The sequence below is a fragment of the Actinomyces sp. oral taxon 180 str. F0310 genome (assembly GCF_000185285.1).
Taxonomy (GTDB): domain Bacteria; phylum Actinomycetota; class Actinomycetes; order Actinomycetales; family Actinomycetaceae; genus Pauljensenia.
The window spans coordinates 1,729,198-1,756,172 of sequence record NZ_GL622194.1 but is presented as its reverse complement, the minus strand read 5'-3'; the positions used below and the strand labels follow the sequence as shown (position 1 = coordinate 1,756,172).

The following is a 26,975-nucleotide window of genomic DNA, read 5'->3' as shown; positions in this document are numbered from 1 at the left end:
GGGAGATGCTGGGCAGCCGCCCTGGGCAGACCTGCTCACGTCAGCGGCTTCCCGCCGGGGGGAATGCGCTGACGAGTTCACCGTGCGAGCCGGCGGCCTGTTCGGAGAACATCCGACGCTCGTGGTACTCGCCCTTCTTGCCGATGTTGAAGGACTGAACGGGGCGGAAGTATCCCATGACTCGTGTCCACACCTCGCAGGCCTGCGGCTCGTCACCCGGGTGGGCCGCGGCACACTTGTCGCAGGTGAGGTGTTCTCCCGCCAGGTATCCGTGGACCGGGCAGATCGAGAAAGTCGGGGTGATCGTGATGTAGGGGACCTTGAAGGCGGTGAGGGATCGGCGCACCATCTCCTTGCAGGCCGCTCCGGAAGAGACGCGCTCCCCCATGTACAGGTGCAGGACCGTTCCGCCCGTGTACTTGCCCTGGAGGATCTCCTGGTCTTCGAGGGCCTGGAAGGGGTCATCGGTGTAGGCGACGGGAAGCTGGGAGGAGTTCGTGTAGTAGGGTTCGGCCTCGGTTCCTGCCTGGATGATGTCGGCGAAGCGCTTGCGATCCTCCTTGGCAAAGCGATAGGTGGTGCCCTCGGCGGGCGTGGCCTCAAGGTTGTACATGTGGCCGGTCGCCTCTTGCAGCTCGACCATTCGCTCGCGCACGCGGTCGAGGATTCGCACGCACAGGTCGAAGCCCCGCGGGTCCGTGAGGTCGTAGGCGTCGTCGCTGAAATTGCGCACCATCTCGTTCATGCCGTTGACGCCGATGGTGGAGAAGTGGTTGTCCAGCGTCCCCAGGTAGCGCTTGGAGTAGGGGAAGAGGCCGTGGTCCATGTGGAACTGGATGGTCTCGCGCTTGATCTCGAGAGACTGGGAGGCCAGGTCGATGAGGCGGTCCATCTGGGCAACGAGGCCTGCCTCGTCACCCTTGTAGAGGTAGCCGAGGCGCGCCATGTTGAGCGTGACGACACCGATGGATCCGGTCAGCTCGGCTGACCCGAAGAGGCCGTTGCCTCGTTTGAGCAGCTCGCGCAGGTCCAGCTGGAGGCGGCAGCACATGGAGCGGATCATGTGCGGATCCAGGTCGGAGTTGATGAAGTTCTGGAAGTAGGGAAGCCCATACTTGGCGGTCATCTCGAAGAGGGCGTCAACGTTCTCGCCCTCCCAATCGAAGTCGGGGGTGATGTTGTAGGTGGGGATGGGGAACGTGAAGACACGTCCGTCGGCGTCTCCACCGGTCATGACCTCGATGAACGCGCGGTTGATGAGGTCCATCTCGCGCTGCAGGTCCCCGTAGGTGAAGTCGACGATCTCGTCACCGACCATGGGGTGCTCGTCGGCGAGGTCGTCCGGGCACGTCCAGTCGAAGGTGAGGTTGGTGAAGGGGCACTGGCTCCCCCAGCGGGAGGGAACGTTGAGGTTGTAGATGAGTTCCTGCATGCACTGGACGATCTGTTCGTAGGTCATGTCGTCGAGACGCACGAAGGGGGCCATGTACGTATCGAAGGAGGAGAATGCCTGAGCGCCCGCCCACTCGTTTTGGAGCGTGCCCAGGAAGTTGACGATCTGGCCGCACGCCGAGGAGAAGTGGCGGGGAGGGGCGGAGGCGATGGCCCCGCCGACACCGTTGAAGCCCTCCTGGATGAGGCGCTTGAGCGACCAGCCCGCGCAGTATCCGGCGAACATGTCCAGGTCGTGGATGTGGTAGTCGCCGCTGCGGTGCGGCGCCGCGATCTCGGGCGTATAGACGTGCTCGAGCCAGTAGTTGGCGACGATCTTGCCCGCCGAGTTCAGGATCAGCCCCCCGAGCGAGTACCCCTGGTTCGCGTTGGCGTTGACACGCCAATCGGAGCGGTCCAGGTACTCCTCCACGGTTGCGATGGCATCGACGTCATAACGGGGTGCGCTGGTCATGGCCCCTCTCCTGTCTGGCTTCTTCTGTGACTGATGTATGCCCCGGCGCGAGGTGATCCGCGCTCGCTTGCGCGGGCGAAGCACCGGGAGCTGGGGTTGCGCTGCGGCTTGTTCGGCGCGTCGACACGTGGCGGCGTTGCTTCTCGTCGCGCGGCATTCGTGGCATCGTGGGCGGTGGCGGCGCTACCGTCCCATCGGGTCAACGCCTCTCGATGGAGGAAAGGCGCCCGCACGAACACTAGATGTAGTGCTTGGGTCGAACATGAGCCACTGTATCTAGTATCGGTCGGGTAGTACAGAGGCGGCCCGCGCGTCGCGGGTTCCCTTCGCCACGTCGACGCCTCCCCCGCATTTTCCTAGGACCAACGTCCTGTCATCGTCGACGGGCGGCAGCGCCCCGTGAGGGCGGCGGGCGAGCGCGCACACGCCTTGCGCGAGAGGCGACCGGCATCGGGCACGCCGCGATGTACGCGTGAGCGCGATGGCCGCGCCACCGGCGAAGAGTCAGACGAGGAAGGGAAGCTTCTTCACCACGGAGAGTTTCTTCCACCGCGCCCCGAGTCCCAGCGTATCCCCGGCGCTCGTGAGGGGAATGAGCGCCAGGACCATCGCATAGACAAGATGCTGACTGACCACGGGATTGAGCGAACCCCACACCCAGGGCGCGGTCGCCGCGTACATGAAGCCCATCATGATGACCCCACCGACTCCCGCCAGGCGCGTACAGACCCCAAGGATGAGCGCCACCCCGATTCCCAGCAGGCTCGCCATGAACGCCCAGTCAACCGCCGGAACGGCAAGGGCCTGGAAGAAAGAGGCAAGCGGCTTACCCCCCGTCGCGCCCGTCAGGAAGCTCTGGGCCGGCGTGCCCCCGTTGATCCAGGCGCGCGACGGGCCGGTCGGAAAGTGGAGGCCGAAGGTCTTGTCCAGGAAACCCCACAGGAAGACGAAGCCAACGGCGATGCGCATCAGGCCCAGGAGGATGCGGGCGGGAGCGGAGGTCACAACGGCGGAAGATGGGCCAGGCATGTCGATTCCTTCGTCTCGTGGCGGCGTCGGTCGTCGGCGAGGCCGGACCGCGGCCCCGTCCGATAGAGCCGTGCAGGCCGGTCGCCACGACCCATTATCCACCGTCTGCGGCCCGCAACACGACCCCACCGGCGTCCATTGCCTCGGGCGGACCCCACTAGAACGCGGCCTACTCGCCCGCCAGGCGGTCGACCTCGTGCATGACGAGCCCGCACACGGCGCTCACCCACGCGACGGCAGCGACTCCCAGGACCAGCGACCGCCACGGTCGAATCTGCAGGAAGTCCTCGAATCCGTAGCCCGAACCGGGCGAGGCCGCAGACATGCTGAAGCCCCACAGCCCGGCCACCGTCGCGACAAGGGCTAGAGCGAGAAGCCCCAGGCTGATCCACGCCATGATTCTCTGCACGTGTACTCCGTGCCGGGGGCGCCGCTCGATGGGAGACAGGGCGAGGGCCCACGCACCCGCGATAAGGACGGCCGTGATGACGTCGGCGGGCCTGTGCCACCCCTCCATCATGACGGACACGCCCATGAGCGCGGTCCACGCCCACCCGAGCCAGGCGGACGGGCTGCGCGAGAGCTTGGGCGCGACGACCACGAGAGCCAGGGAGATCGTGACAGCAACCGTGGTGTGTCCCGACGGGAGGGAGTTCCCGGCGCCGGTTGTGACACCCAGGTTCGGGCGGGTCAGGATGTAGTCCTTGAGGATCTGGGTCGTTATGTTGGCGCCGATGACGGCGCCGAGGGCGCGCCCCGCGAGCGTGGGACGCCGACGAGCCGCGGCGACCAGGGCAACCGCGGCGCCCGCGATCACCATGACGGGCACGGACACCAGCCCGGTGATGAGCATGGAGAAGCCCTCGTAGTGGCGGGCCGAACGCATCGTGCCCTCCATGAGGATCGTGTCGACGACCTGCCCGGGCGCGGTCGCCAGGGCGAGGTGCGCGATGAGTGCCGTCAGGACCAGGCAGGTCACGACGCCTCCGAGGCGCCGGGCGAGCTGGCGACGATACCACGCATCGGAGGTCAGGGAAGGGGAAGCGGGTGCGCCCGGCGCGGCTCGGGACGGTTCGGGCTGAGCGGCGCCGGCGCTCCGGTCTCCCGCCTCGGCCCCGCCGCGCCCGCGGGCGTTGGCGCCGCCGCTCGACGAGGAGCGGGGGCGCGCGGGCCGAGAACTCTTCGTGTAGGACTCGTCGACGGAGGGGTCGGAGGGCAGGGCGAGATTCGGGTCGTCCACGGTGTCCTCCGTTCGCGTCGATGGTCGTTCCCCACCCACTGTAGTGGAGCGGGAGAGGTGTTCGCGGATTTAACCGGGATGCGCGGGTGGTTTCTGCGTGGCCTTTTGCTTGTCATGGACCGCACCGCACGCATCGCGCCCCGCCCGGCGCGACCCGGTTCGTCGTCGAAGCGGCCCGCGGTCCACGCCCGCCAGGGCGGCCATTACGAGGCGACCGAGGTGGGCGCGCGCCGTGCGTGGGGCTCGGTTAGAGTGGGGGTGTCCAAATCTGTACGTTCAACGCGGGAGTTGTCAGTGGCTTCTTCTTCACCTGTCAGCACCGATCGCATCCGAGACTTGCTCAGGTCTCGGGACGTGCGTTTTGGCGACTACAACGAGGGCGAGCTGGCGTATCTGATGCCGAACGCGGCGTTCTTTTGGAATGCAACGAATCCTCAGATCCTTCAGCTGCGCGCGCAGTGGCGGGGCATCGCCCGCACGCCCGAGCAGTTCGGCGAGCTGGCTCGCGAGGTCGCGACCTGCAATTCGACGCGCACGGGTCCGAAGGCGTACGTGGCTCCGCTCGAGGACGGCACGCAGTACGGCCTGATCGCCGAGTGCAACATCGTCGTGCTCTCGGGCCTCACCCAGGCTCAGTTGGACAACTTCTTCGAGACATCGATGTCGATGATCATGGGCTTCTTTGCGGACCTTGAGGTGGCATTGCCCGATTTCGTGGATTGGGACAGCCAGGATCGGAGGCCCCTGCGATGAACGTTCCCTACCTCGTTCCCGAGGACGAGGAAACTCCCTATCCCGCCGACTTCGAGCGGGTCGTATCGGCCGTGCGCTCGATGGGTTACGCGCTGGACGTGATCGAGTCCGGCCGCGCCGCGGGCGCGATCTTCGATGACATCCCATTCCTCGTCTCCTTTGACGCGGCCGGGCGTTTCCTGTCGATTCGGGCGGTGTGGGACACGGGCATGGAACCCGCGAGCGCCGAGTCGGCGCTGTTCGCGACGGCGGACAACTGGAACCGTGAGAAGTACTTCCCGACCGTCTACACCGCGGTATCTCCCGAGGGCAAGCTGGGCGTCTACGCGGACTTCGTCGTGGACACGGAGGCCGGCCTGTCCGACGTGCAGCTGCGCGACGCGATTTCGTCGGGTATTTCGACGGGGATCGCCGCCATCCGGTACGTGAAAGAATCCGCCTCCGAGACGCTGGGGTGGGCGGTCACCGGCTCGGATGAGCACTGATCAAGGCCCTTCGGGCCCCTCCCCATCAGACCTGCTGAACGTCTTGAGGCGCTTGAGCGCCAACGACGATCGCCTCCTGGGCAGCGTGACCCTCCCGGGCCGTTGCGCCCAGTTCGCCTCGTGGCCGTCGTGGGTCTGCCCCGCAGTCGTGGAGGCGTGGCGTCGGCGGGGGGTCGCGAGGCCCTGGACTCACCAGCGTCGCGCCCTCGACGCACTGCGCGGCGGCTCCGACGTCGTGCTGGCGACGGGCACCGGTTCCGGCAAGTCGCTGGCCGCGTGGACCCCAATCCTCTCCGACCTCGTCGAGGCCGAGGAATCCTCCCGCATTTCGGCGATCCACCGTCGCCCAACGGCCCTGTACCTGGCCCCGACCAAGGCCCTCGCCGCTGATCAGCTGGCGTCACTGACGGCGCTGCTCGGCCAGGCCGCGCGCGCCACCGAGCGTGGCGCGCCGGAGCCCGACGGCGTCGATGAGCGCCTGAGACGCGTACGCGCCCAGTGCGTGGACGGCGACACGCCGCGCGAGGCCAAGGAGTGGGCGCGGGCGGGCGCGGACCTCGTCCTGTCGAACCCCGATTTCTTGCACCACGTCATGCTGCCCGCCCACCAGCGTTGGTCACGCTTCCTCGCATCGCTGCGCCTCATCGTCATCGACGAGGCGCACCATTGGCGAGGCGTGACCGGCTCGCACGTCGCCCTCCTCGTGCGCAGGCTCCTGCGCGTCGCACACCACCTGGGCGCGGATCCGAGGATCCTCATGCTCAGCGCGACCGTGCGCGACGCGCGGGCGGTGGGACGGGCGCTCACGGGGCGCGACGCGACCGCGGTCACCCAGGACGGTTCCCCCGCCGGCGAGCACGAGCTGGTCCTGTGGCAGGGGAGAGTAGTCGCCGACGCATCCGAGGTGGACATCTCCTCGTTCCTGGATGCCATCGACGCCCCGCCCGGCACCGCGACGCTGAGTGTTCCCCTCGTACGGCGCAGCGCCGGCGCGGAGGCCGCCGCTCTCGGCTGCGCGTTCGTCGAGGAGGGGGCGCGCCTGTTGGCCTTCGTCCGCTCGCGAGCCGGCGCCGAGGCCGTGGCCGCCCAGATCCGCGACCGCCTGTCATCACATGCCTCGCCCCTGGCGGGCAGGGTGGGCGCCTACCGGGGCGGGTACCTGCCCGAGGAGCGGCGCGCCCTCGAAGACGCGATCCGTTCGGGGGCTGTGCGGGCGCTGGCGACCACCTCGGCCCTGGAGATGGGGTTGGACATCTCGGGACTGGATGCGACCCTGACGGTGGGGTGGCCGGGGACGAGGGCGTCCCTGCGTCAGCAGATCGGCCGCGCGGGGCGCGCCGGCGCCCCGGGAACATCGGTTCTCATCGCGTCGGACAATCCCCTGGACGCCTATCTCGTGCGCCACCCGGAGGAGATCCTCGGACAGGTCGAAGCCTGCGTCATTGACCCCGCGAATCCGTGGGTGTTGGCCCCGCACGTGGCGGCCGCGGCGGCGGAGTTGCCGATCACGGCGTCCGACAAGGCCTACTTTGGCGAGCATTTGGAGGCTATCGCCGAACGCCTGAGGGCCGACGGATACCTCAGGCGCCGGCCGGCCGGCTACTTCTGGGATGCCACCCGTCCCGAGCGTCCCACCGACTTGACGGACCTGCGCGGCTCCTCCGGGGACGTTCAGATCGTTGAGGCGCGCGCCGGAGCGGTCGTTGGCACCATCGACGAGGCCTCGGCCGATGCCCACGTGTTCCCCGGGGCGATCTACATCCACCAGGGACGCACCTTTCACGTCCTCAGCTTGTCCTCCCTCACCGAGCCCTGCGCTCCCGCCGCGCGCGGATGGCCGCGTCTTCCGCTCGGGGCGAGCCCCGACCCGCTCGAGCGCGGCGTCGTCGAGCGGGAACACGGGGTCGAACGGGCGGAGGCGGTGTCCGAGGGGGCCGCACCCCTCATCGTCGCACCCCCACGTGGCCGCGACGCCCGGGTCGCCCTCGTCGAGGAGGTGCGTACCCCCTTGCGCACCCGCGCCTCCACGCACACGAGCGTCGAGGTGTGCGGCGTTGAGGAGTCCTACGCGAGCGGGGATGGGGCCGTCACCTGGCATCACGGCCCGACGAACGTGTCGACGCGGGTGACCGACTATGATCTGCTGCGATTGCCCGGGCTCGAGTTCATTCGCAACGTGGAGCTATCCCTCCCCACCCACACGCTTGCCACGAAGTCAACGTGGTTCACGCTCGCTCCGGTCGTGCTGAAAGCGGCGGGGATTGAGGCACGCGACCTTGCGGGAACGCTGCACGCGACCGAGCACGCGATGATCGGGATGCTGCCGGTGGTGACGACGTGCGATCGGTGGGACCTGGGTGGGCTATCGACCGAGCGACATGACGACACGGGTTTGCCCACGGTTTTCGTTCACGACGCGTTCCGAGGCGGGGCAGGGCACGCGCTCGCGGGGTACCGCAGCGCGCGCGAGTGGGTGACCGCGACCCTGGAGGCCGTCTCGTGCTGCGACTGCGAGTCGGGATGCCCGCGCTGCGTTCAGTCCCCCAAGTGTGGCAACGGCAACGAACCCCTTTCGAAGGCGGGTGCCCTGCGCCTGCTCGCCTACCTGCGTGATCGGGCGCCGGGAGCCTAGGCGGGTTCGTCGCCCTCGCGCCGGTTGGCACCGGCCCGCACCCTGGCGCGCAGGATCGCCGATATTACAAGACATAGCCAGACTCGTCGCGTCTCATCGGGTCCTCAGCGCCTCCTGAATGACAGATTCGAGGGCTGAGCGCACCGCGTCCGATTTGAGGAAGCTCGGCGGTCCAGTATCCGACATCATCCTGGGACATCTGGACCACACCGTCACCGAGCCAGAAGCCGCTCTAGCGTCTCAGCGTCGACAAAACTCGTGTGTGTCCCGAGGGTCCCACACGCCCAGGCGCCACCCACCGCGCCCGCGCGGGCGGCCCCGAAGACATCGCCGTGGTCCAAGTAGTGGCACAGAAAAGCCGCCACAAAACTGTCGCCAGCCCCGTTGCTATCCACGACCGGACGACCGGGAATAGAGATCGGGCTGATCCGCAGTGGCAACTCGTCCGACCGTTGCCACACACGGGCGCCCTCACTCCCGGCCATCACCACCACGAACTGGGCACGCCCTCGGGCGAAAACGTCTGCGACCACGCCGGACTCGTCCCTTAGCGCCGCGGCTGACACAAAGACGTAGTCGGCACCATAGGCAAAATCCTTATGATAGTCGGCAACACCATCCCAGTCATGCAGGTCGGTCGACGTCGACCGACCTGCGGCAACAGCGTCCCGCAAGGCGTACCTCGCCCAGTTCATGATTGAGACGTGCACGTGACGGGACCTCTCGATGCCTTCGCGCCACAGCGACGAATCGGGAATAAACTCGAACGGATGTCGTGGATCGTACAGGGACATGCGCTGCCCTTCCTCGGTCACCAAATTCACCGAGCGTCGCGTGCCGCTGATGTGCGTGACGAATGTTATCGGGATCCCAGCAGCTGAGTAAGCGTCCTGGATGAGCCGACCTTCAGCGTCATCTCCGATCACGTCCGCCATGGCGGAGGCGCGGCCAAGCGTGTGGACACCGAAGGCCACGCCGTTACCCGTGTGACCCACGACGGTCACGATGGGCGGAACCATCATGGAATCCACAACAGGGAGGGGCAAGGATTTCACTCGGACAATGTGATCGACTCCCACGCCGCCTACCACCAGAACATCTGCCTGAGTCATTTTCTCTCCATTTTCTTTCACGTGGGTTCAGCCCACACTGAACTGCTGGGTGTTTTTCGGACAGTGCTTGTTTGTGTTTCAGGCTGCATTCGTTAAGTCCAGGAAATCGCTTTCGACCCCGTCGGGAATGCGACACCCTAGAGTTGGGTGGAGACGAGTACGACTGTATCTCAGTTCGATCCACGAGGCGATATCCTTGATCGCCCTGTCCTTCGTGGGATAGACCATTCGGTGAGCCCTCTCGTTCTTGCGCGTAGCGTTGAATGACTGAAGCCCAAGCGTTGTCCCAGCACACCCCCGTACGCCCCACTGACGGGCGAATACCATAGGACTTGAGGCGACCGAGGAACCTCTGGGACGTGTAGTGGTTCCCCGTGTCGGAGTGAAAGATCGTCACACACTCCTCGACCGGGCATCTCCTGACCGACATGTCAATGGCCTGGCACACCAGGGAGGTGTGCATGTGGTCGGCCATCGCATAACCGGCCCGCGCGGCCACCCCCCCCGGTAGGCGCGCCGCACAGACTCGAAGGGGCCGACCCTGAGGCCGACCCCTTCGAGTATCCCATCAACACAGTGCAAGTCTTCCGATGCGCTCCCTTTCTTGGCCACCCTTTGTGGGTGTTGCCCTTGGCTTGATGACTCCTAATGTAGGGGCCCCACCTGTGGGAAGCATTGAACGAAGCTGGCAATTCCCTGTGAATTTCTCACCCACCGGTCCCGGCCCGCGCCCTGGCGCGCAGGATCGCCGGTACTCCAACGATTCGGACGCTGGAGGAGACCTCCACCAGGCAGTCGCTTCCCCTCACCTCGCAGGACTGTACAACCGCCCTGTTGGCCCGGGCCACGGAGGAGGCGGACGCGCACGGCCGCTCCCCCACGTCTTCCCAGGCTGCGGTGGCCGCCTGCTCCGCCCCCGCCAGGGACGCCACGTCGGCGACGGCCTGCAGTCGCACGGAGGCGCTGCGCGCCGCGCCGACGCCACCGAGGGTCACCGCCAGGAGTATGCACAGGACGATCATGGCCAGGCAGTTGACGGTTCCCGATCCCTCCTCGCCCGCGCGCAGGCGCGCCGCCGCGGCTCTCACGGCAGGTTCCCCTCGTCGAGCGTGGTAACCGTGCAGCGGGCCACGCCCCCCGACCAGCCCAACACGCCGCGGTAGGGCGCACTTCCGGCGACACTCACCCATCCACCCGAGCGCGTCACAGCGTAGGTTCCCGGCGCGTACGCCGCCCGAGCTGCCGCCTGCGGATCCTGCGCACCGATAGATGCTGCTCTGGCTCCTTCACGAACCGCCTGACACAGGGACGATCCGGTGACTCCCGCCTGAGCAACCGCTACGATGACGCCAATCATCAGGGTGACAGCAACGAACCCAACGGCGTGCTCGACGGTGACATAGCCAGACTCGTCGCGTCTCATCGGGTCCTCAGCGCCTCCTGAATGACAGATTCGAGGGCTGAGCGCACCGCGTCCGATTTGAGGATCACGATGAGTAGTCCCGCGAACCCAGCGGCCGCAATGGTGCCGATCGCATACTCGACCGTGGTAGCCCCCGCCTCCGGATCATGCCGCCCTGAGCGGGCCTCGTCGGTGTCGGCGTCCCGCAGTCGGCGCACCGCCGCCACGAAACGACCGCGCGCGGCGAGCTGGGCGCCCAGCGCCGCCAGGTTGATTCGATCGATGATCGTCATTGGTCTGTCCTTTCCTCGTGCGCGCCCCTCGGCGTGCACGCCCAGTGTGAGTCCCTCCACCGACTGCCCACCATGGGGCCAGGAGGATCTGTGGATATCCGGTGAGAGCACTTCCTCCCTGTGGATGCGCCCGTCTACATGTCGATTCCGGCCATCAGGTAGGCCAGGAGGGGGCCGATCCCCAGCGCGAGGAATGCGGGCAGGAAAAACAACCCCAGGGGAGCGACCAGGCGGACGCCGAGCTCCTCGGCTTTGGTCTTCGCGTCGGCGAGGCGCATCCGGCGCTCCCATGCGGCGCAGCGAGCCAACATCAACTCGGGGGCGGCGCCGCAGGTCCACGCGGCCTCGAGGGCGTCGCGCAGCGGATGAGCCCATCCGGGCGCCTCCTCCCAGGCCTCGGCCCAGGAGACCCCGAGCCGCAGGGAGGCGGCCGTCCAGGCCAGGGTTTCCGTCTCGCAGGCCGATGCGAGGCAGCCAAGCACCCGGGGAATGGCCGCCCCGCTGGCCAGTCCCGAGGCGGCCAGGTCGCACGCGAGGGCGGAGTCCACCTCCTCGCGAACTCGCGCGCACGCCGAGAGAATCCTGTGGCACGAGGCGATTCCCGCGCCCCACGCTGCAGCCCCGACGGCGGCACACAGGCTTCCGGCCCCTCCTCCCGTGTAGAAGGCCCACGGGGAGGCTCCCAGCGAGTATGCCGCGACGATGCCGACGAGGGGAAGGGCGCTCAGGACGCGGGCGGACATGAGGGGGCCCGCGGAAGCCACTCGCCGCGCCTCGGAGACCGCTTGAGCATCGTCGATCGCTCCCCCGATGGCATCGAGGACATCGGCCAGGGGCGCACCGAGCCGGTGACTGTATCGGCAGGCCACAACGATGGAGAAGGCGCTGGAACGAGCGGCATCGGGGGAGCGCGAGCGCGCGGAGGGAAGGCTCCAGCCGCCCTGGGTTCTCGCCCACTGTGCAACGATGCGGGGACAGGAGTCCTGGCCCTGCTCTTCGGCGCCGCCCGCACCGATCCTGCCCAACGCGAGCCGCCAGGCTTCGGCCGCGGGGGACCCCGAACGGAGCCTGGTGGAGACTTCCGCAACCAGGAGCGACAGCTCCCGGGGCGTTGGAGGCCCCTGCGCCCGCCCCCTGTGCCGCCCCGATCCCGCGCCGATCAGGCGGCCACTCGCTGCGCCCCCCGACTGAGCGTCGACCTCCCGTTTCGCGCCTCCCGCAGCGCTACGCGCCCACGCGCGCACGATGCGCCGCTCGCGTGCGCCCCGCACGGCGCTCGCCGCGGCTCCGGTCAGAGACCCCAGGACGCACACCCCGAGGGAGATGGCCACGGCGATCCAACCGGCCGATTCGAAGCGGTGAACCACCGCCGCACCCGTGGATGCGGTCAACGCCCCTACCCACCAGCTCATAGCCCCACCCGCCCCGCCAGGGATGTCCACGCCTCGTGCTCGCGGACAGTACCGTCGTCGCTGGAGGTGAGCGCGGGAACGCACTCGAGGATATCGCCCGCCTTCGTGAGGACCCCCACCTCGACCACCCGCCGGTGCCCGCGCTGGTCACGCTTCATGTGCAGGATCGCGTCGAGGGCACTGGCCGCCTGGGCGGCAACCGCCGACTCGCTCATGCCCGCGAGCGCGCCGAGGGCTGCGAGCCGAGCGGGCACCTCGCGCACGCCGTTGGCATGCAGGGTTGCCCACCCCCCGTCGTGGCCCGTGTTGAGGGCGGTGAGCACGTCTCGGACCTCCGGGCCTCGGCATTCCCCCAGGACGAGGCGGTCGGGGCGCATGCGCATCGCGGCACGCACCAGGTCCGCGAGGGTGACGCTCCCTCGCCCCTCGACGTTTGGCTTGCGTTCGATGAGGTGGACGCAGTGCGGGTGCGCGGGCGCGATCTCGGGTACCTCCTCGATGCACACGATCCTCTCGCCCGCAGGAACCAGCGCGAGCGCGGCGCCCAGGAGCGTCGTCTTTCCGCTGCCGGTGGCACCGGAGACGAGAACGTTGGAGCGGGAGGCGACCAGGGCACGCACGAGCGGGCCAACGGGCCCCGGGAGGGTACCCCGCCCCTCGAGGTCGCCGATCCGCAGGCGGGACTTACCGAGTATCCGCAGCGACACGAGGGTTCCAGAGCCCGAGACGGGCGCCAGCACCGCGTGCATGCGCACCCCGCCCGGGAGGGTCCCGTCCGCGATCGGGCTGGCGTCGTCCAGGCGCACCCCGCACGCCGACGCCATGCGGATCGCCAGCCGCGTTGCCTCGGAAGGCTCGGCGATCCCCGCGTCGGTGCGCACGAGGCCGCCTCCCCTGTCCACCCACGCCTGCGTGCCGTTGATGAGCACGTCGGTGACCGAGGGGTCATCCAGTATCGAGGCCAGGGCAAGGGTCATTCCGCGCTGCCGCGCTCGTAGGGTGTCGAGGGCGCGGGCCGCCTCGCTCGCGCCGCATCCGGGGCGGGAGGCGGTTGCGGCGGCGAGGGCAGGGGAGGTGCCCCGGGCGAGGAGTCGCAGCGCGTTACGCATGAGCAGTCTCTCCCCGGCGGAGACGGGGCGCGGAGCGCTCGGCCCGATCTCGGGTGCCGGAAGCGTCCGAGAGGGCTTGGCGCAGCGCTCGCAGGTCCTTCCCCGGGCGCCTCGGTGCGCGCAGGATCGGTGTGGGAGCGCAGTGGGCCAGTCCCCGGCTGCGCCCGCGACGTGCGGTCACGAGGGTGATGGCCGGGCAGGGCGGAGGCGCGACCGAGAGAGCGGCGGCCATAGCGGCGGCGCCCTCCAGGTCGCCTCTGGTCACGAGGACGAGGGCGTGAGCTCCGATAGCCCGAACGCATCGTGCCGCGGCGCTGTTCCATCGTCCGGCGTCCACGATGAGGGGGCCGTCGATCGATCGGCACGCCGCCTCCACCCTGGGATCGTCGGCCTGGGCGCCACCGCGCCCATCTCCCACGAGGCAAGCAACTCCGTTGAGCACGGGAAGCTGGCCGCGCAGGGAGGGCAGGTAGGAGTCCTCGCGGGCATCGAGGTCGGCCCAGCGCACCCCCGGGACGCAGTGGTCGCGGGCCTTGGCAAGACCCGGCACCGACCCCGATGCGTCGACGAGGACGGGCGCCGCGTCGGCCGGACTCGTCGGCGCGGCGCGGCGAAAGAGCGACGTCCTTGCCCACCCGGACCACGATGGACGACGAGCGAGCAGGCGCACGACGCTGGTGACCCCCACTCCCCCGGCGATCCCAGCCACCACCCACGTCGGACCCGACCGGCGCGCGAGTCGGGACGCCTCGGCGATGAGGGAGACAAGGAGGGCGGTGTCCCGCGGGAGGCTCACCTGCCCCGCGTCCCCGACGCGGACGCAGGGCACACCCGCTGGCACCGGGGTGCCGGGAGCGGCCAGCGTCAGCACCGCGTCGGTGGGGTCCGCGCACGTCGTCACCCCCGCGAGGACGGCTGCGTCGTGAGCGTATTCGAGGTCGGGTGGGGCGAGGCCGACGAGGGCGACCGGGCCTCGAATCGGCATGGGGTCGGCGTTCATGGGTCCACCGTGCGCCCGCTCGCCCGTGCCCGTCCAGGCGCGACCCCTCCCCTGTGGACAACGCCGACACAAGGTGTCACGCTGTGAACGAAGAGGTCCGATGGGGGGCCCGCCCACACCTACCGAGGCTGGAGTGATTGCGATGGCACGCGCGGCATTTTTCGACCTGGATAAGACGATCCTCGATACGTCATCGAACGTGGCGCTCTCCGGGCCGTTCATCGAGGCCGGCCTGATGAGCCGACGCGCCGCCGTCGCCTCCGTGCTGGTTCACCTTCCCTACCTGCTCTCGGGCGCCGACGAATCGCGCATGCAGCAGATGGCCGACGCGATGGGACGCATGGCGCGCGGATGGGACGCGGCCTTCCTGGAGGCCACCGTCGAAGACGCCCTCGAGAAAACGATCGCGCCCGTCTGCTACGCCCAGGCGCTGCAGCGCATCGAGCAGCACAAGCGCGCCGGCGACGTCATCGTTATCGCGTCGGCATCGGTCGAGCAGGTGGTTCGCCCCATCGCCAAGATGCTCGGGGCGGACGAGGTTCTGGCCTCGTGCGCGGCCGTCGACGAGGACGGTTGCTTCACGGGCGAGGTCACCCACTTCAACCAGGCGCAGGGGAAGGCGGACGCCTGCGAGGCACTGGCCGCAGCGCGCGGATGGGATCTCACCCAGTGCTACGCCTACTCGGATTCCGTGTCGGACGCGCCTCTGCTACGCCTGGTCGGGCACCCCTTCGCTGTCAATCCGGACCGTGCCCTGCGGGAGATGGCTGAGAACGAGGGCTGGCCGATCCTGACCTTCATGTCCACGGTCCGGGTGCTACCCCGGCGGGTTCCCACGGCTGCGAAGATCGCGCTTCCCTTCGCTGCGGGCGTCGCCACGGGCGTGGCTGCCTGCGCGCTCGTGCGTCGCCGTTTGGGCCGCTAGGCGAGCCTTCCCGCCTGGACGTGCCGGGCGACGTCGCGACCCACCCGTGCGCCGTAGACGACGCCCGCACAGTAGTGGGTGATCCACCTGGCCAGGCCTGCCTCGTCCGCGCTGACCCACCCCGCCAGGGCGCGGCCCGCTCGAGCCGGGTCCACCGCATCGTACGCTCCCGGCACGCACACGCCGGTGGGGTCGACGCCCCTCGTGACGAGGATCCACCGCGCCACGCCCGCGCCCACCGCGCACGAGGCCGGCTCGAAGACGCGCCGGAACCGGAAGTGTGCGCTCAGGGCAGCCGCGACCGCGAGCGCGGGCGCATCGCAGCGCGCGTAGGCGAGGGCGGGGGCCAGGAGGGAGGGATCCGTTGGGACGGCGACGGAGGACGTGGGCACGAGGCCGACCGCGACCAAGGCCGAGCACGCGTCTCGGTGCAGTCCGGCGATGAGGGACGGGAGGGGCACAGAGGGGGTGCGCGGGCGGGCGGCAGATCGGGTGTTGAGCGGGGGGAAGCGCGACGCGAGGCTCCACTGGGAGCGCCAGATGCCGCACGCGAGGGCGGACGCCGGGTCCGAGGAGGGGCCGCCTCGATCACTCATGGACGCGGCTCGCACGTCGTCGACGCTCGTGCGCGCTCCTTCGATGATCGCCAGGGCGGCCGCCTCGCGGATGGATGCCTCGGCGCGTGCTTCCTGCCAGCCGCGACGCAGACCCTCGGAGAAACGCAGGTCGGCGAGGGCGGCGTGAGCCTCCTCCATCGCGGAGGCGACGTCGGCGCGCGCGGCCGCGGCGCGCAGGGTGCCAGGCGCCGGATCGACGAGGGCTTCGATACTCACCCCTCTACACTAGGGGCATGACGCTTCTGCAGCATCGAAACTTCTCCGCGCGCCTGCGCTCGGGTCTGTTCGCGTTCTTTTTCGCACCGATGTCCCTCGTGTTCCTGGGGTCGTCAATGGTCGACGTGCAGGCCCTCGCCGCCGTCGGCCAACCGCTGGCGTCCGTGGAAGGCCTGATCGGCATGGCGCTGGCGTCACTGTTGCTGGCGCTCATCGCACTCAATTGTGAGGAGTCCAGCGCGGGCATGGTGGTCACGTTCGCATGGTCGATCGCGGTGGGGGTCGCCCAGCTTGCGGGGGTCGCCCGCATCCCGCTGCTGATGAGGTCATCCGTGGGCTCCAGTGACATGGCCGCCGGGGTCGCTTGGTGCCTGTATCCGGTGTGTCTGTCGCTGATGCTCGGGGCGTGCGCGCTGACGATTAAGTCGGTGCGTGTTCGGGTGGGGAAGGAAACGCGCATGCCCCTGGCGCGCGTACACCGCCACGCCTTTGGGACAACGGTTGCCATTCCCGCGGCCATCGCGGCGGGATTCTTGATGATCGTCGCCGCTCCCTCCGATTCGACGAACGTGGCGGCCATGGGCCTGGAGGGGGTGCTCGCCACCTACACGACGCCCCCGTGGTTTGCCCTGGCCGCGGCCCTCGCCCTCGCCCTCGTCGCGGTGAGCGCACGCTGGTCGATTACGGGCGCTCAGGTGGCGGCGTGGATCGTTCTCGTGCTTCCCGCCTACGTGGTGCTTCCGGTGTGGGCCTCCCTCACGGGAAACGTGATCGTTCCGGGTACCTCGATCATCACCAGGATAGCCCTGGCGTCTCCGCCGCTGGCGGCGCTCGGAATGGCGACGGGTTGCGCGTCCCTGGGGGTCTTCTGGGCTCGCCTACGTGCCGCAAAGATTCGGGATTCCGCGGCGGAATCGACGGCGAATGAGGGGCCTGCCGGGAACTAATGCGCGCGAGCGTCCGCTAGGCTCGTAATATGTGGGCAGAAACAAGGAGGAAGCATGTCCGAGAACGACTTTGATGTCCAGCGTCAGCGCGCCCAGGACGAGCGCGACGACCTGGTGCTCACCGGCGAGGAGATCGAGCTGCCGGGTGAGGACTCCGACGCCTCGGCGATCATCGGCGAGTCCAGCGCGCCCATTCACACGGGCGAGATCGAGTCGGTCGCGATCGGCGGCCTGACCGGACGGGTTCCGGCGGCTGCTCCGCTCAAGCCCGCGATCGAGGATCGTATCTCGACGGGCGAACTTCCCGTCGTCCCGCCCGTAGCCGGCGCCACCGACGCTTCCTCCGACGATACGGAGACGGCGGCCGAGGCCGTGCGAGAGCAGGCAGATGCGCCCGCCCCGGACTCGCCCGCAGACGAGCCGGACTCTCCCGCTCCCACGCCTTCCGCCGAATCGGAGCCCTCGGAGGAGCCCACCCCGAGCGTTGAGGCCTCCGCCGACGCTTCCGGTCACGCCGAGGCCGATGCTTCCGATGAGAGCCCAGAGCCGGAACCCGCAGGCAACGCCCCGGCCGAAGACGCTGAGACCCGGGCGACTCCGGGTAGCCCGGTGTCCTCCGCGGGATCGCCCGTGACGGAGGGGTCCGCCTCGCCGAACGAGGAACCCGCAGCGGTCGAGGAGTCCCCCGCCGAGCAGGCCTCCATCGAAGAGACTGCGTCCCTGTCGGCCCAGGAACCTTCGGCTCCGGCGAGCGGTGCCCGGGAAACACCGGCATCACCCATCGAGACGCAGAGCGCCCCCTCCGACGCTTCCTCACCGGCTTCACGCCGCGAAGCCTCTGAACCCACGGAGAAGGCCGTTGAGCCCGCCGGGCAGGCCGGTAAGCCCGCGGAGCAGGCCGGTGAGTCCACAGAACAGGCCGGTGAGCCCGCGGAGCAGGCCGAGGACGCTACGACGGACGCCTCCCCCACGGACGTTCCCTTCTCATCGCTGGACACCTCGACACGCGAGGACGATGCGTCGACCGACGAGGCCACCGAAGACGCGGGCCATGCGGGAGGAGCCGCGGCGGAGGATCCCGGCGATGCGGCGCCGACGCATTCGCCCGTGATGACCCCCGCGCAGGCCGCCGCCATGCTGGGGTTGAATCTGGATGCCGCCCAGGATCGGCAGGCACCCAAGGCCACGACGGAAGCTCCCTCGACGCGGCCCGAGGCGACTCCCCCCGACGCGCAGGCGCCGACAGAAGACGCAGCGGGCGAGATCGGCGGCGCGGCCGCCACTCACTCGCTGCCCTCACGCCGCACGATTATCTTTGGCGACGAGCCCCCCGCAGCCTCGATCCCGCCGCTGGCCTCGTCGCCGACCGAGACGACCGCCGTGCGCGAGAACGCCGCCCTGCGCCCATACCCCGCGGCCGACACCGCCGCCACGCAGGAGGAATCCACGGCGGGCGACGCACCGGCCTCCTTGACACGCGACGCCGATCCACTCCCCGCGCGAGACGCCGCGGGTTCGCCCGACACGGCCGGGGCAGACGAGACGACTCAGCTGCCCACCCACCCAGCCCCCGCCTCGTACTCCTTCGAGGATCAGGACGCCGCCGAGGCTGCCCGCCCGCGCCGCCGCTCGGTGCTTGCCGACGGCGACCGCGAAGCCGCGACGCTGGCCGCCATCGCGTCGGCAGGGCGCAGCGGGACGAACGCGGGCGGCGAGGCGCGCCTCGACGACGAGCTCTTTTCGGCTGCCCCGCAGGTCACGGAGATGCCCTCGCGGACGGGTGCTCACTGGATCTCGTTCCTGGGCTTCCTGCTCCTGACGCCCGTCGCTTGGTTCCTGGCCGCCGACGCCGGAGCCCGCATGACGCTGGCCGATTCCGCCCCCATGTACACGGGCATCGCCTCCTTCCAGGCGCTCGGCGAGCTGGCGGGCGCCGTGCTCGTCTGCGTCATCCTCTTCGCCCTGGCGCGCCGTTCGTCCTTGGGCGCGTGGATCATGGGGGTCCTCACGCTCGCTGCCGGGCTGCCGTGGGTTCTCGCACCCGGCGTCACGGCCTCATCGCTGCTGGGCGCGCTGACCTCACTGAGCCAGACCGGTCCGGTGGGCGCCAACCTGATGCACCACCTGCAGGCCTCCGGGTACTCCGGCCGCTTCGTCGTGGTGGGCGCGCTCCTCATGGGCGTCGCCTACGTCTCTCACTCGGCGCGCCGCGCCGGTCGCGCCGAGGAGGCACTGCGCACCTCGCTGGAGACCACCAACCCCGCGGAGGCCTTCTACTCCAAGCGCGCCCGCAAGCGCGCTGCGAAAGACACCGGCCGCAAGTGACGACGCTGATCCCCGCCAGCGCGATCGAGCTTGAGGGCCCCTGGACTCACCGCCACGTGAGCGCCGGCGGCGCCACCTTCCACGTCGCGGACATGGGCGAGGACATGGACCATGCGCTCGTCCTGCTCCACGGGTTCCCCGAGCACTGGTGGGCGTGGCGCGATGTCCTTCCGGTCTTGGCCGGGCGCACGCCCCGAGTCTTTGCCCTGGATCTGCGCGGCTTCGGCACCTCCGATCTGACACGCGGGGAGTGCGACCTGAGGCAGATGGCGAGCGACGTCATCGGAGTTGTCCGCGCCCTGGGCGTCTCCTCTTTTTCCGTCGCCGGCATGGGCATCGGCGGCACCGTCGCGTGGATGATCGGGGCGCTCAGCCCGCTGGAGCTGCGGTCGGTCGCCGTCCTGTCCGCCCCGCACCCCCTCGGGATCCAGCCCATTGTCGGCCGTGCGCCCTGGGCGGGGGGCCGCGTCCTGCGGGGGAGGCTCACGCTCCCAACCGGCAGGGAGCGATCGCTCCACAAGGGCTCGCTCGTGACCACGATGTACCGCGCGTGGGCCTCGCCCGCGAGCGTTGAGGCGCTGGTATCCCAGTCGGGCCCCTACCGCGCCGCCCTGCGCCGTCCCTTCGCCGCTCACACGGCGTTGCGCGGCTTCACTTCCGCTCGCCGCCTCTCCCGATCGGTCAAACGCACCTTGTCGGAGCCGCTGCGGGTTCCCGTCCTCTCGCTTGTCGGCCACGATGACGGCGCCTGGTCCTCGCTCGATCATGCCGCCGACGCGCAGTTTGTCGACGCTCCACTGACACAGATTGTCATTCGCGAGGCCGGGCATTTCCTCCCCGAGGAGGCGCCGAAAGACGTCGCCGAGGCCCTCGCAAGGCACATCGGCGCATAGGTTCGACACCACATATTTCATTAGACGGCTCACACAACTCGCCGAATGAAACGCATTTCACCTGATAGATAGGGCATAATGGTGTGACACGCGGTACCTCCTAGTGAGCGGTGCAACGCAGGGGACTCGCCGCGCAGTCCAGATCGAACGCCCGAGCAATCGGGAACGAGCGGAAGGAGCTTCTCACCATGATCGGTGACGGCAACTTCATCAGCCAGGTGCCGCTGTTCGGTGGCCTTGATGATGCACAGCAGGTGTCCCTCCAGCAGAAGATGGGTCACACGACCCTGCGTCGCGGGGAGACCCTCTTCGACGAGGGGGATCTCGGCGATCGCCTCTACATCGTGACCGAAGGCAAGGTCAAGCTTGGCCACACCTCCAGCGACGGCCGTGAATCGCTGCTCGCGGTCCTGGGTCCCGGGGAAATCATCGGCGAGCTCACGCTCTTCGATCCGGGTCCGCGCTCAACGACGGCGACGGCCGTCTCTCCGGCGTCGCTCCTTTACCTGGAGCACGAGGACCTGATGCACGTGCTCGACACCAACCCCACCCTCGCCAAGCACATGCTGCGTGCCCTCGCCCAGCGCCTGCGCCGCACCAACGAATCCCTGTCGGATCTGGTGTTCTCCGACGTTCCGGGCCGCGTCGCCAAGGCCCTTCTGGATCTTGCGGACCGCTTCGGCACGGCGACAGACAAGGGTGTGCACGTGCCTCACGACCTCACGCAGGAGGAGCTGGCCCAGCTGGTCGGCGCCTCGCGCGAAACCGTCAACAAGTCCCTGGCGGACTTCGTGTCTCGAGGCTGGATCCGACTGGAGGGTCGCGCGGTGACCCTCCTCGATGTTGATCGCCTCGCTCGTCGCGCTCGCTGACCCTCGCTTCTAGCGCTGTGGGCCGACACCGTCAGGTGTCGGCCCACAGCAGTATCCGCGCGTGTCCCCGACGATGCCGGGAGAAAACGGCGGCAGCGCGCCGACCACAGGGCCGCGGCGCTGGCATCAGTTCTGAATCGGAGCGGATTCCTCGATCGGGCGCTTGAGGTATGCGACCAGGTTCTCGGAGCCGGTGGGACCGGGGACCACCTGGACGAGCTCCCACCCGTCGGCGCCCCACTGGTCAAGAATTGCCTTCGTCGCGTGCGTGAGCAGCGGAATCGTTGAGTATTCCCATTGAGTCATGGTGTCATCCTACCCGCCATCTGAGGTCGCACGTAAGACAGGACCTTGGGAACGTGAGGGCTTCGCAGCTCATGGGCGAGGGGTTCATCAGAGGAACGCAGCCACTCCAACCAGTTCTCGGCGTGCGGATAGTGGCGCAGTATCGCCCTACGCTCCCTCTCCGTCAGGCCTCCCCACACGCCGTAGTTCGCCTCGGACTGGAGAGCATCCGCCAGACACTCGAGACGAACCTCGCACTCGTAGCAGCGCATGCGGACCTGACGCTGCGATGCACCCTGCACGAACAGCACGTCCGGCTCGACGGACGCGCACAGAGCGCGCGCGACCCAGCTCTGGTCATCGCCGTACGTTGACATCGCGAACTCCACTTCACTCAACTCCGAGTCCTCCTTGTGACCATACACACATGCCGTTACGGGTGCAAACGGTGCGACAACCGATTATTGGTCTGCGGGTGACCGATCATGCAGTTTTTCAGCTGCGCTGCACGCCGGATAGGCGGAGCGCCACGTAAGCTAGGAATATGTCGCACTCTCACCCTCGCGCTGTCCGACCGGCCCAGCTGCTCGCGCTGCTGATGGCGTTCCTGAGTGTCTCCGCGCTCATGGGCGTTGTCGGTGCGGGCATGCTCGTGCCCGTCGCGGGCCCCACCGCGCTTGCCGCGAAGTCGGTCCCCTCGGTCTTCAACGAGCTGCCCGGCGACCTGCAGACGGTCGCTCCCGCAGAAGAGTCACAGCTCCTCGATTCGTCGGGCGGCGTCATCGCGCACTTCTACGACAAGCAACGCATCGTGGTTCCCAGCTCCCACATCGCCGACGTCATGAAGAAGGCGATCGTCGCGATCGAGGACAAGCGCTTCTACGAGCACAACGGTGTTGATGCCACGGGCATCGCGCGAGCATTCGTCACGAACCTGGGCGACACGGGGCACCAGGGTGCCTCAACCATCACCCAGCAGTACGTTCGCAACTCTCTGGCCGAGCGCGGCTACCTCGAGGGCGACGCGGACCAGGTGAGCGCCGCCACCGAACAGACCACCGAGCGCAAATTGAGGGAGGTCAAGTACGCGCTAGCGTTGGAGAAGACCCTCTCGAAGGACGAGATCCTCACCGGCTACCTCAATATTGCCTCCTTCGGCCCGATCACCTACGGCGTGGAAGCAGCCTCCCAGCGCTACTTTTCGAAGTCGGCCTCGGAGCTGGACTACCTGGAGTCCGCGCTCCTGGCGGGCCTCGTTCAGTCCCCCGTCCAGTACGATCCCCTCGTTCACCCCGACACCGCTCAGAACCGCCGCGACACGGTGCTGGCGACGATGCTCAAGCAGGGCGTCATCACGCAGGAGGAGTTTGATCGGGGCGTGGAGACAACGGTTGAGGCCATGCTCAATCCAACGGTGTCCTCGGAGGGTTGCTCCGGCGCGGAGTCCTCAAAGGCCTACTTCTGCGACTTCGTCCTGGCGCAGTTCCTCGACGACCCCACGTTCGGCGCGACGCGCATCGAACGCGAGCGAGTGCTCAAGACCCAGGGCATCACGATCCGGACAACCATGGACTCCGCGAAACAGGCTGCCGCCTACACGTCGCTGACCAACACGATTCCCGTGGGCGACGCCTCCGGCCTCAACGACGCGCTCATTTCCCTGGATCCGCGCTCCGGTCGAGTCCTGTCGATGGCCCAGAACACGACGTACGGCATCGAGAGCGGGGAGACAATGTCGAACTACTCGGCGGACGGCAACTTCCAGGTCGGGTCGACATTCAAGGTGTTCACCCTGCTGCAGTGGTTCAAGGAGGGACACTCCGCGTACGAGACCGTGGGTTCCTCGAACACCTACTACCCCAACGGGTCTTTCAAGTGCGACGGGCGAGCCATCGTGACCGAGGGCTACCAGGTGAACGACCTCGCCGGCAAGACCGGAACGATGAACGTCGTTCGCGCGACCGGGCAGTCCGTCAACCAGGCCTTCGTCAACATGGCGTCGCGCGTGGACTTCTGCTCGATCTTCGACACCGCCTACGAGATGGGCATCACCGAGGATGGCGAGGTTCCCTCCCCCTTCCCGGCGAACATCCTGGGCTCCGTGTCTGCCTCTCCCATGCAGATGGCGTCCGTCTTCGCGGCGATCGCCAACTCCGGCCAGCAGTGCACGCCCCAGTCAATCGAATCCGTCACCGACCGCAACGAGAACGTTCTCAAGGAGTTTTCGGCCGACTGCAAGCAGGTCGTCACCGCCGAGGTCGCCAACAAGACCGCGGCCCTACTGACCGCCTCCGCCGGGCAGTACTACACGTCCACTCGCCTGAGTGAGGGCCGCCCCTTCGCCGCGAAGTCGGGCACCACCGACGGACACGCGAACACGTGGTTGACGGGATTCACCCCATCGGTCGTCACCTCCGCCTGGGTGGGTCACGGAGCGAACTCTTCCCAGGAAGTCAGCGGCGTGACCATCAACGGCACCTACTACGGTGACATCTACGGTGAGACCTTCGTCGGCCAGAACATTTGGGCCCCGTACATGTCCCAGATTCTTGCCGGCACCCCGGTCGAGTCGGTATCCAACGCCAACATCGGCGCATCCTCACCGAAGGGGGCGACGCCGGCGCCGTCGCCGTCGCCCCATGCGCACTGAGACCACCTCGGCGATTCGCACCGTTTCCTCCGCTGGTGCGGGCCACGCTCGCCTGCGTGCGGGCGCGGCCGTGATCGCCGGGATTGGTGCTGCGGGCCTCGCGGCGGCGGGCGCCGCGCTCGCCTGGGGCTCCGTTGAGCGCACCATGCCGGTGCTGCGCCGCTACGAGGTTGCGGTGGCAGCGCACGTACCCGAGGTGCGCATCCTCCAGATCGCTGACCTTCATCTCTTCGCCGGGCAGGAGTTCCTGCTTCGTTTCCTGGGCGAGGTTGCCTCCCGAGAGCGTTTCGACGCCGTGGTCGCGACGGGCGACAACTTCGGCTCGGCCGACGCGCTCGAGATGGTGATGGAGGCCTATCGTCCCTTCCTGGCCTACCCCGGGGCATTCGTGCTCGGGTCGAACGACTACTACTCACCCATCCCCAAGCGCTGGAGCCGTTACCTGAACCGCTCCAAGCCGTATCCCGTCCGAGTGGTGCCGGACCTGCCCTATCTGCCGATGGTGCGGCGGATGCGAGAGGCCGGTTGGATCGACCTGTCGAATATGTCGGGCACGCTGTCGCTCCCCACAGGCCGGGTCTGCCTTCTTGGCACGGATGACGCACACATTCACCGCGATCGCTTGCCGCGCCCGGCCTCGTCGTGGGGCGTCGCGGGCGTCCTGCGCCTGGGGGTCACCCACGCGCCGTACACGCGCGTCGTCTCCGCCCTCACGTCGGCGGGTTCGGACCTGATACTGGCCGGGCACACCCACGGCGGACAAATCGGGATTCCCGGGTTCGGCGCGATCATCACCAACTGTGACATTCCGCGGGCCTACGCCAAGGGACTGAGCCGCTGGGAGGCGCCTGACGGTTCCTCCTCCTGGCTGCATGTGTCCGCAGGCCTGGGCACCTCGCCGTACGCGAAGATCCGCATCGCGACCCGTCCGGAGGCCTCCCTGATTCACGTTCATTCGGCGTAGGACGAGTCCTCCTCCGTCCCCACCCGCGCAAGGCTGCGGCGTGGGACACACTTCTCGGACTTGGTTTGTCTCGGTTTGGGTTTCGCGCCACGGTGAGGCTATACTCGAACGGCACCGGGGTGTGGCGCAGCTTGGTAGCGCGCTTCGTTCGGGACGAAGAGGCCGTGGGTTCAAATCCCGCCACCCCGACTCGGTGAATCGCCGGGACCGCGAGGTCCCGGCGATTTCTTATTCCCACGATCGCCGACCGTTAGGTCAATCGGCCCGTGGGGTCGCTACACTGGAACAGTAACCATCACCAATAGTTCAAGGAGCCATTCCCATGAAGCGTCGTATCGCCACCGCCGCGCTCATCATCCTGCTGCCGCTCGGAGCGGCGGCGTGCGGGGGAAGCAAGTCCAAGACCCCCGATGCTGCCCCATCGACCGAGCAGACCACCAGCGCCCCCACCGAGGCCGCCCCAAGCGATGAGAGCGTCGCCGATGCCTGCGCCAAGATTACGTCCGACGGTCAGTCGCTCGCCAAGGATCTGAACCTCTCAAAGGAGGAGGCCGCGCAGGATCCGAAGAAGGCCATCGAGGCGCTCAAGGCTCTCAGCTCCAAGCTCCAGACGACGGTCGCGTCGGTCAACAACGCCGAGGTCAAGGAGAAGCTCAGCGCCGCGGCAACCGACCTGGGTGCGGCGGCACAGTCCGCGGAGGACCTTGTGGCGAACCCCAGCCCCTCCGCGATCGTGGACGCGCAGTCCGCCATCAACCAGGCAGGCATCTCGCTCAACGAACTGCAGGCGCTGTGCGGCTTCCAGGACGGCGAGTGATCGAGGGTCCGTCGAAGGCATGAGAATGGGGGGGAGGCCATCCGGCCTCCCCCCCCATTGTTTTCTCGTCAGGCGCGACCGCCGTTCCTCCAGCGCCGGAAGAGCACGGCCAAGAGGGCACCCGAGAGGTTGTGCCAGACGGAGAATACGGCCGCGGGAAGGGCGGTTTCGGGGGTGGCAGCGAAGTGGGTTTTCGCCAGCGTTGCCGCCAGGGCGGAGTTCTGCATGCCCACCTCGATGGAGGTCGTCCGCGACGCCTTGTCGGAGCCTTTGCCCACGCGCCCGGCGAGGTAGCCGAGCAAGTAACCGAGCAGATTGTGACAGATCACCACGGCAATGATGAGCGCGCCCGAGGTCACGATCTTCTCAACCGATCCGGAGACGACAACCAGCAGCACGTAACAGATGCCAAGCACCGATATCCACGGCAGAACAGGAAGAATCCTCTCGACGAGCCCGTTGGCAACCAGACGAACGACAAAGCCACCCAGGACGGGGACGAGGACCATGAGCAGAATGTTCTTCGTCATCGCTGCTCCGTCAACGGGCATGCGTGAGCCGACCAGCCAGGCGGTGAGCAACGGGGTCATGAGGGGAGCCAGGAGCGTCGAGATGGAGGTCATGGTGACCGACAGGGCGACATCGGCCTTGGCGAGGTACGAGATCACGTTGGAGGCGGTTCCACCGGGCGCGCATCCGACGAGGATCACGCCGACGGCAACCGCGTCGGGCAGCCGGAAGACGTAGCACAGCGCCCATCCGACCAGCGGCATGATGAGGTACTGGGCGGCGACGCCAACGAGGACAGGCAGCGGGCGCTTGATGATGAGGCCGAAGTCGGGGACCGTGAGTGTGAGGCCCATGCCGAACATGATGATGCCGAGGGCCCAGTTGACTCCCGGTGCCAAAGGCTGAAAGAACGCGGGAGCGATCATGGCGGCCGCGAAGGCGGCCAGGATCAACAGCGGGAACACCGTGACGGCGATGCGGGCACTGCGGTCCTCGGAGGAGAGGACGGGCGCGGGGGAATCGGATGTATGCACGTGTGATGTGGACATGTCTTCCATGTTTGCGCGATGTTGTCCGCGGGC

Annotated in this window: 26 protein-coding genes and 1 tRNA gene; 12 read left to right on the top strand and 15 right to left on the bottom strand. The window is 68.2% G+C overall.

The genetic code is table 11. From position 1 onward, the window contains the following. Positions 1-40: 40 nt before the first annotated feature. The 3 genes from HMPREF9006_RS07450 to HMPREF9006_RS07440 form a co-directional block, all read right to left on the bottom strand. A complete protein-coding gene (locus HMPREF9006_RS07450; protein ID WP_009212987.1) occupies positions 41-1,906 on the bottom strand; it encodes a ribonucleoside triphosphate reductase in 1,866 nt (621 codons plus the stop codon). 504 nt (positions 1,907-2,410) lie between these two features. Next, on the bottom strand, positions 2,411-2,935 hold the full coding sequence (locus tag HMPREF9006_RS07445) for a DoxX family membrane protein (protein WP_009212986.1): 525 nt from the start codon (positions 2,933-2,935) through the stop codon (positions 2,411-2,413). Positions 2,936-3,104: 169 nt separating this feature from the next. Continuing rightward, positions 3,105-4,175 carry a phosphatase PAP2 family protein gene (locus HMPREF9006_RS07440; protein WP_009212985.1) on the bottom strand — a complete coding sequence of 357 codons (1,071 nt, stop codon included), beginning with the start codon at positions 4,173-4,175 and terminating at the stop codon, positions 3,105-3,107. A gap of 294 nt (positions 4,176-4,469) precedes the next feature. Between HMPREF9006_RS07440 and HMPREF9006_RS07435 the strand changes: the two genes are divergently transcribed. The 3 genes from HMPREF9006_RS07435 to HMPREF9006_RS07425 are packed head-to-tail and all read left to right on the top strand — an operon-like array spanning position 4,470 to position 8,045. After that, positions 4,470-4,928, top strand: coding sequence for a YbjN domain-containing protein (locus HMPREF9006_RS07435; RefSeq protein ID WP_034231440.1), 459 nt, complete (start codon positions 4,470-4,472; stop codon positions 4,926-4,928). After that, positions 4,925-5,413, top strand: a complete 489-nt coding sequence (locus tag HMPREF9006_RS07430) for a YbjN domain-containing protein (protein ID WP_009212983.1) — start codon at positions 4,925-4,927, stop codon at positions 5,411-5,413. Before HMPREF9006_RS07435 ends, HMPREF9006_RS07430 begins: the two co-directional genes overlap by 4 nt. Before the next feature lie 52 nt (positions 5,414-5,465). Further along, positions 5,466-8,045 carry a DEAD/DEAH box helicase gene (locus HMPREF9006_RS07425; protein ID WP_034231437.1) on the top strand — a complete coding sequence of 860 codons (2,580 nt, stop codon included), beginning with the start codon at positions 5,466-5,468 and terminating at the stop codon, positions 8,043-8,045. A 212-nt stretch (positions 8,046-8,257) separates the two neighbouring features. Here the strand turns inward: HMPREF9006_RS07425 and HMPREF9006_RS07420 are convergent, their stop codons facing one another. The 8 genes from HMPREF9006_RS07420 to HMPREF9006_RS07390 form a co-directional block, all read right to left on the bottom strand. Next, complete coding sequence (locus tag HMPREF9006_RS07420) at positions 8,258-9,136, bottom strand: carbohydrate kinase family protein (RefSeq protein WP_435372486.1); 879 nt, start codon at positions 9,134-9,136, stop codon at positions 8,258-8,260. Beyond that, positions 9,024-9,632: a DDE-type integrase/transposase/recombinase gene (locus tag HMPREF9006_RS11100; protein ID WP_156794406.1), complete on the bottom strand. Its 609-nt coding sequence runs from the start codon at positions 9,630-9,632 to the stop codon at positions 9,024-9,026. Before HMPREF9006_RS11100 ends, HMPREF9006_RS07420 begins: the two co-directional genes overlap by 113 nt. A 232-nt stretch (positions 9,633-9,864) precedes the next feature. Beyond that, on the bottom strand, positions 9,865-10,245 hold the full coding sequence (locus HMPREF9006_RS07415) for an Rv3654c family TadE-like protein (RefSeq protein ID WP_009212978.1): 381 nt from the start codon (positions 10,243-10,245) through the stop codon (positions 9,865-9,867). After that, the gene (locus HMPREF9006_RS07410) at positions 10,242-10,580 is read right to left on the bottom strand and encodes a TadE/TadG family type IV pilus assembly protein (RefSeq protein ID WP_009212977.1); all 339 of its coding nucleotides are present in this window, start codon (positions 10,578-10,580) and stop codon (positions 10,242-10,244) included. The genes HMPREF9006_RS07415 and HMPREF9006_RS07410 overlap by 4 nt, the downstream gene beginning before the upstream one ends. After that, on the bottom strand, positions 10,577-10,852 hold the full coding sequence (locus HMPREF9006_RS07405; protein WP_009212976.1) for a DUF4244 domain-containing protein: 276 nt from the start codon (positions 10,850-10,852) through the stop codon (positions 10,577-10,579). Before HMPREF9006_RS07405 ends, HMPREF9006_RS07410 begins: the two co-directional genes overlap by 4 nt. A gap of 134 nt (positions 10,853-10,986) precedes the next feature. After that, positions 10,987-12,264, bottom strand: a complete 1,278-nt coding sequence (locus HMPREF9006_RS07400) for a type II secretion system F family protein (RefSeq protein ID WP_009212975.1) — start codon at positions 12,262-12,264, stop codon at positions 10,987-10,989. Beyond that, positions 12,261-13,373, bottom strand: coding sequence for a TadA family conjugal transfer-associated ATPase (locus HMPREF9006_RS07395; RefSeq protein WP_009212974.1), 1,113 nt, complete (start codon positions 13,371-13,373; stop codon positions 12,261-12,263). Before HMPREF9006_RS07395 ends, HMPREF9006_RS07400 begins: the two co-directional genes overlap by 4 nt. Continuing rightward, positions 13,366-14,373, bottom strand: a complete 1,008-nt coding sequence (locus HMPREF9006_RS07390; RefSeq protein ID WP_009212973.1) for a hypothetical protein — start codon at positions 14,371-14,373, stop codon at positions 13,366-13,368. Before HMPREF9006_RS07390 ends, HMPREF9006_RS07395 begins: the two co-directional genes overlap by 8 nt. A 142-nt stretch (positions 14,374-14,515) precedes the next feature. Here HMPREF9006_RS07390 and HMPREF9006_RS07385 point away from each other — a divergent pair, with 142 nt between their 5' ends. Then, positions 14,516-15,298: an HAD family hydrolase gene (locus HMPREF9006_RS07385; protein ID WP_009212972.1), complete on the top strand. Its 783-nt coding sequence runs from the start codon at positions 14,516-14,518 to the stop codon at positions 15,296-15,298. On the opposite strand, the gene HMPREF9006_RS07380 is transcribed toward HMPREF9006_RS07385, so the two are convergent. Next, positions 15,295-16,131, bottom strand: coding sequence for a hypothetical protein (locus HMPREF9006_RS07380; protein ID WP_009212971.1), 837 nt, complete (start codon positions 16,129-16,131; stop codon positions 15,295-15,297). The two genes, HMPREF9006_RS07385 and HMPREF9006_RS07380, sit on opposite strands and share 4 nt — an antisense overlap. A gap of 17 nt (positions 16,132-16,148) precedes the next feature. On the opposite strand from HMPREF9006_RS07380, the gene HMPREF9006_RS07375 reads away from it, so the two are divergent. The 4 genes from HMPREF9006_RS07375 (at position 16,149) to HMPREF9006_RS07360 (ending at position 21,168) form a co-directional block, all read left to right on the top strand. Then, positions 16,149-17,078: a hypothetical protein gene (locus HMPREF9006_RS07375; protein WP_009212970.1), complete on the top strand. Its 930-nt coding sequence runs from the start codon at positions 16,149-16,151 to the stop codon at positions 17,076-17,078. A 54-nt stretch (positions 17,079-17,132) separates the two neighbouring features. Continuing rightward, on the top strand, positions 17,133-19,403 hold the full coding sequence (locus tag HMPREF9006_RS07370; protein ID WP_009212969.1) for a hypothetical protein: 2,271 nt from the start codon (positions 17,133-17,135) through the stop codon (positions 19,401-19,403). Next, the gene (locus HMPREF9006_RS07365) at positions 19,400-20,296 is read left to right on the top strand and encodes an alpha/beta fold hydrolase (protein ID WP_009212968.1); all 897 of its coding nucleotides are present in this window, start codon (positions 19,400-19,402) and stop codon (positions 20,294-20,296) included. Before HMPREF9006_RS07370 ends, HMPREF9006_RS07365 begins: the two co-directional genes overlap by 4 nt. A gap of 188 nt (positions 20,297-20,484) precedes the next feature. Then, a complete protein-coding gene (locus HMPREF9006_RS07360; protein WP_003791132.1) occupies positions 20,485-21,168 on the top strand; it encodes a Crp/Fnr family transcriptional regulator in 684 nt (227 codons plus the stop codon). 126 nt (positions 21,169-21,294) lie between these two features. Here the strand turns inward: HMPREF9006_RS07360 and HMPREF9006_RS07355 are convergent, their stop codons facing one another. Together HMPREF9006_RS07355 and HMPREF9006_RS07350 are read right to left on the bottom strand one after the other, a co-directional pair. Continuing rightward, positions 21,295-21,474 (bottom strand): DUF4177 domain-containing protein, encoded by a 180-nt coding sequence (locus HMPREF9006_RS07355; protein ID WP_009212967.1) that lies wholly within the window; start codon positions 21,472-21,474, stop codon positions 21,295-21,297. Further along, a complete protein-coding gene (locus HMPREF9006_RS07350) occupies positions 21,471-21,830 on the bottom strand; it encodes a WhiB family transcriptional regulator (protein ID WP_034232295.1) in 360 nt (119 codons plus the stop codon). Before HMPREF9006_RS07350 ends, HMPREF9006_RS07355 begins: the two co-directional genes overlap by 4 nt. A 167-nt stretch (positions 21,831-21,997) precedes the next feature. Between HMPREF9006_RS07350 and HMPREF9006_RS07345 the strand changes: the two genes are divergently transcribed. From HMPREF9006_RS07345 to HMPREF9006_RS10165, 4 genes are all read left to right on the top strand, one after another. Further along, entirely contained in the window at positions 21,998-24,103 is a 2,106-nt protein-coding gene (locus HMPREF9006_RS07345) for a transglycosylase domain-containing protein (protein ID WP_009212965.1), read from the top strand. After that, positions 24,093-25,067 (top strand): metallophosphoesterase, encoded by a 975-nt coding sequence (locus tag HMPREF9006_RS07340; RefSeq protein WP_009212964.1) that lies wholly within the window; start codon positions 24,093-24,095, stop codon positions 25,065-25,067. The genes HMPREF9006_RS07345 and HMPREF9006_RS07340 overlap by 11 nt, the downstream gene beginning before the upstream one ends. 115 nt (positions 25,068-25,182) lie before the next feature. Continuing rightward, positions 25,183-25,256: transfer RNA gene (locus HMPREF9006_RS07335), tRNA-Pro, on the top strand. A gap of 133 nt (positions 25,257-25,389) precedes the next feature. Continuing rightward, complete coding sequence (locus HMPREF9006_RS10165) at positions 25,390-25,884, top strand: hypothetical protein (RefSeq protein ID WP_009212963.1); 495 nt, start codon at positions 25,390-25,392, stop codon at positions 25,882-25,884. 68 nt (positions 25,885-25,952) lie between these two features. Here HMPREF9006_RS10165 and HMPREF9006_RS07325 read toward each other — a convergent pair whose 3' ends face one another. Continuing rightward, complete coding sequence (locus HMPREF9006_RS07325; RefSeq protein WP_009212962.1) at positions 25,953-26,951, bottom strand: bile acid:sodium symporter family protein; 999 nt, start codon at positions 26,949-26,951, stop codon at positions 25,953-25,955. Positions 26,952-26,975 lie beyond the last annotated feature (24 nt).

Excerpts from the sequence above, each read along its gene's own strand:
- HMPREF9006_RS07450 (WP_009212987.1), bottom strand. The coding sequence starts at position 1,906 with ATGACCAGCGCACCCCGTTATGACGTCGATGCCATCGCAACCGTGGAG.
- HMPREF9006_RS07445 (WP_009212986.1), bottom strand. The coding sequence starts at position 2,935 with ATGCCTGGCCCATCTTCCGCCGTTGTGACCTCCGCTCCCGCCCGCATC.
- HMPREF9006_RS07430 (WP_009212983.1), top strand. The coding sequence starts at position 4,925 with ATGAACGTTCCCTACCTCGTTCCCGAGGACGAGGAAACTCCCTATCCC.
- HMPREF9006_RS11100 (WP_156794406.1), bottom strand. The coding sequence starts at position 9,632 with ATGGCCGACCACATGCACACCTCCCTGGTGTGCCAGGCCATTGACATG.
- HMPREF9006_RS07410 (WP_009212977.1), bottom strand. The coding sequence starts at position 10,580 with ATGAGACGCGACGAGTCTGGCTATGTCACCGTCGAGCACGCCGTTGGG.
- HMPREF9006_RS07405 (WP_009212976.1), bottom strand. The coding sequence starts at position 10,852 with ATGACGATCATCGATCGAATCAACCTGGCGGCGCTGGGCGCCCAGCTC.
- HMPREF9006_RS07400 (WP_009212975.1), bottom strand. The coding sequence starts at position 12,264 with ATGAGCTGGTGGGTAGGGGCGTTGACCGCATCCACGGGTGCGGCGGTG.
- HMPREF9006_RS07395 (WP_009212974.1), bottom strand. The coding sequence starts at position 13,373 with ATGCGTAACGCGCTGCGACTCCTCGCCCGGGGCACCTCCCCTGCCCTC.
- HMPREF9006_RS07390 (WP_009212973.1), bottom strand. The coding sequence starts at position 14,373 with ATGAACGCCGACCCCATGCCGATTCGAGGCCCGGTCGCCCTCGTCGGC.
- HMPREF9006_RS07385 (WP_009212972.1), top strand. The coding sequence starts at position 14,516 with ATGGCACGCGCGGCATTTTTCGACCTGGATAAGACGATCCTCGATACG.
- HMPREF9006_RS07375 (WP_009212970.1), top strand. The coding sequence starts at position 16,149 with ATGACGCTTCTGCAGCATCGAAACTTCTCCGCGCGCCTGCGCTCGGGT.
- HMPREF9006_RS07370 (WP_009212969.1), top strand. The coding sequence starts at position 17,133 with ATGTCCGAGAACGACTTTGATGTCCAGCGTCAGCGCGCCCAGGACGAG.
- HMPREF9006_RS07360 (WP_003791132.1), top strand. The coding sequence starts at position 20,485 with ATGATCGGTGACGGCAACTTCATCAGCCAGGTGCCGCTGTTCGGTGGC.
- HMPREF9006_RS07355 (WP_009212967.1), bottom strand. The coding sequence starts at position 21,474 with ATGACTCAATGGGAATACTCAACGATTCCGCTGCTCACGCACGCGACG.
- HMPREF9006_RS07350 (WP_034232295.1), bottom strand. The coding sequence starts at position 21,830 with ATGTCAACGTACGGCGATGACCAGAGCTGGGTCGCGCGCGCTCTGTGC.
- HMPREF9006_RS07345 (WP_009212965.1), top strand. The coding sequence starts at position 21,998 with ATGTCGCACTCTCACCCTCGCGCTGTCCGACCGGCCCAGCTGCTCGCG.
- HMPREF9006_RS07340 (WP_009212964.1), top strand. The coding sequence starts at position 24,093 with ATGCGCACTGAGACCACCTCGGCGATTCGCACCGTTTCCTCCGCTGGT.
- HMPREF9006_RS10165 (WP_009212963.1), top strand. The coding sequence starts at position 25,390 with ATGAAGCGTCGTATCGCCACCGCCGCGCTCATCATCCTGCTGCCGCTC.
- HMPREF9006_RS07325 (WP_009212962.1), bottom strand. The coding sequence starts at position 26,951 with ATGGAAGACATGTCCACATCACACGTGCATACATCCGATTCCCCCGCG.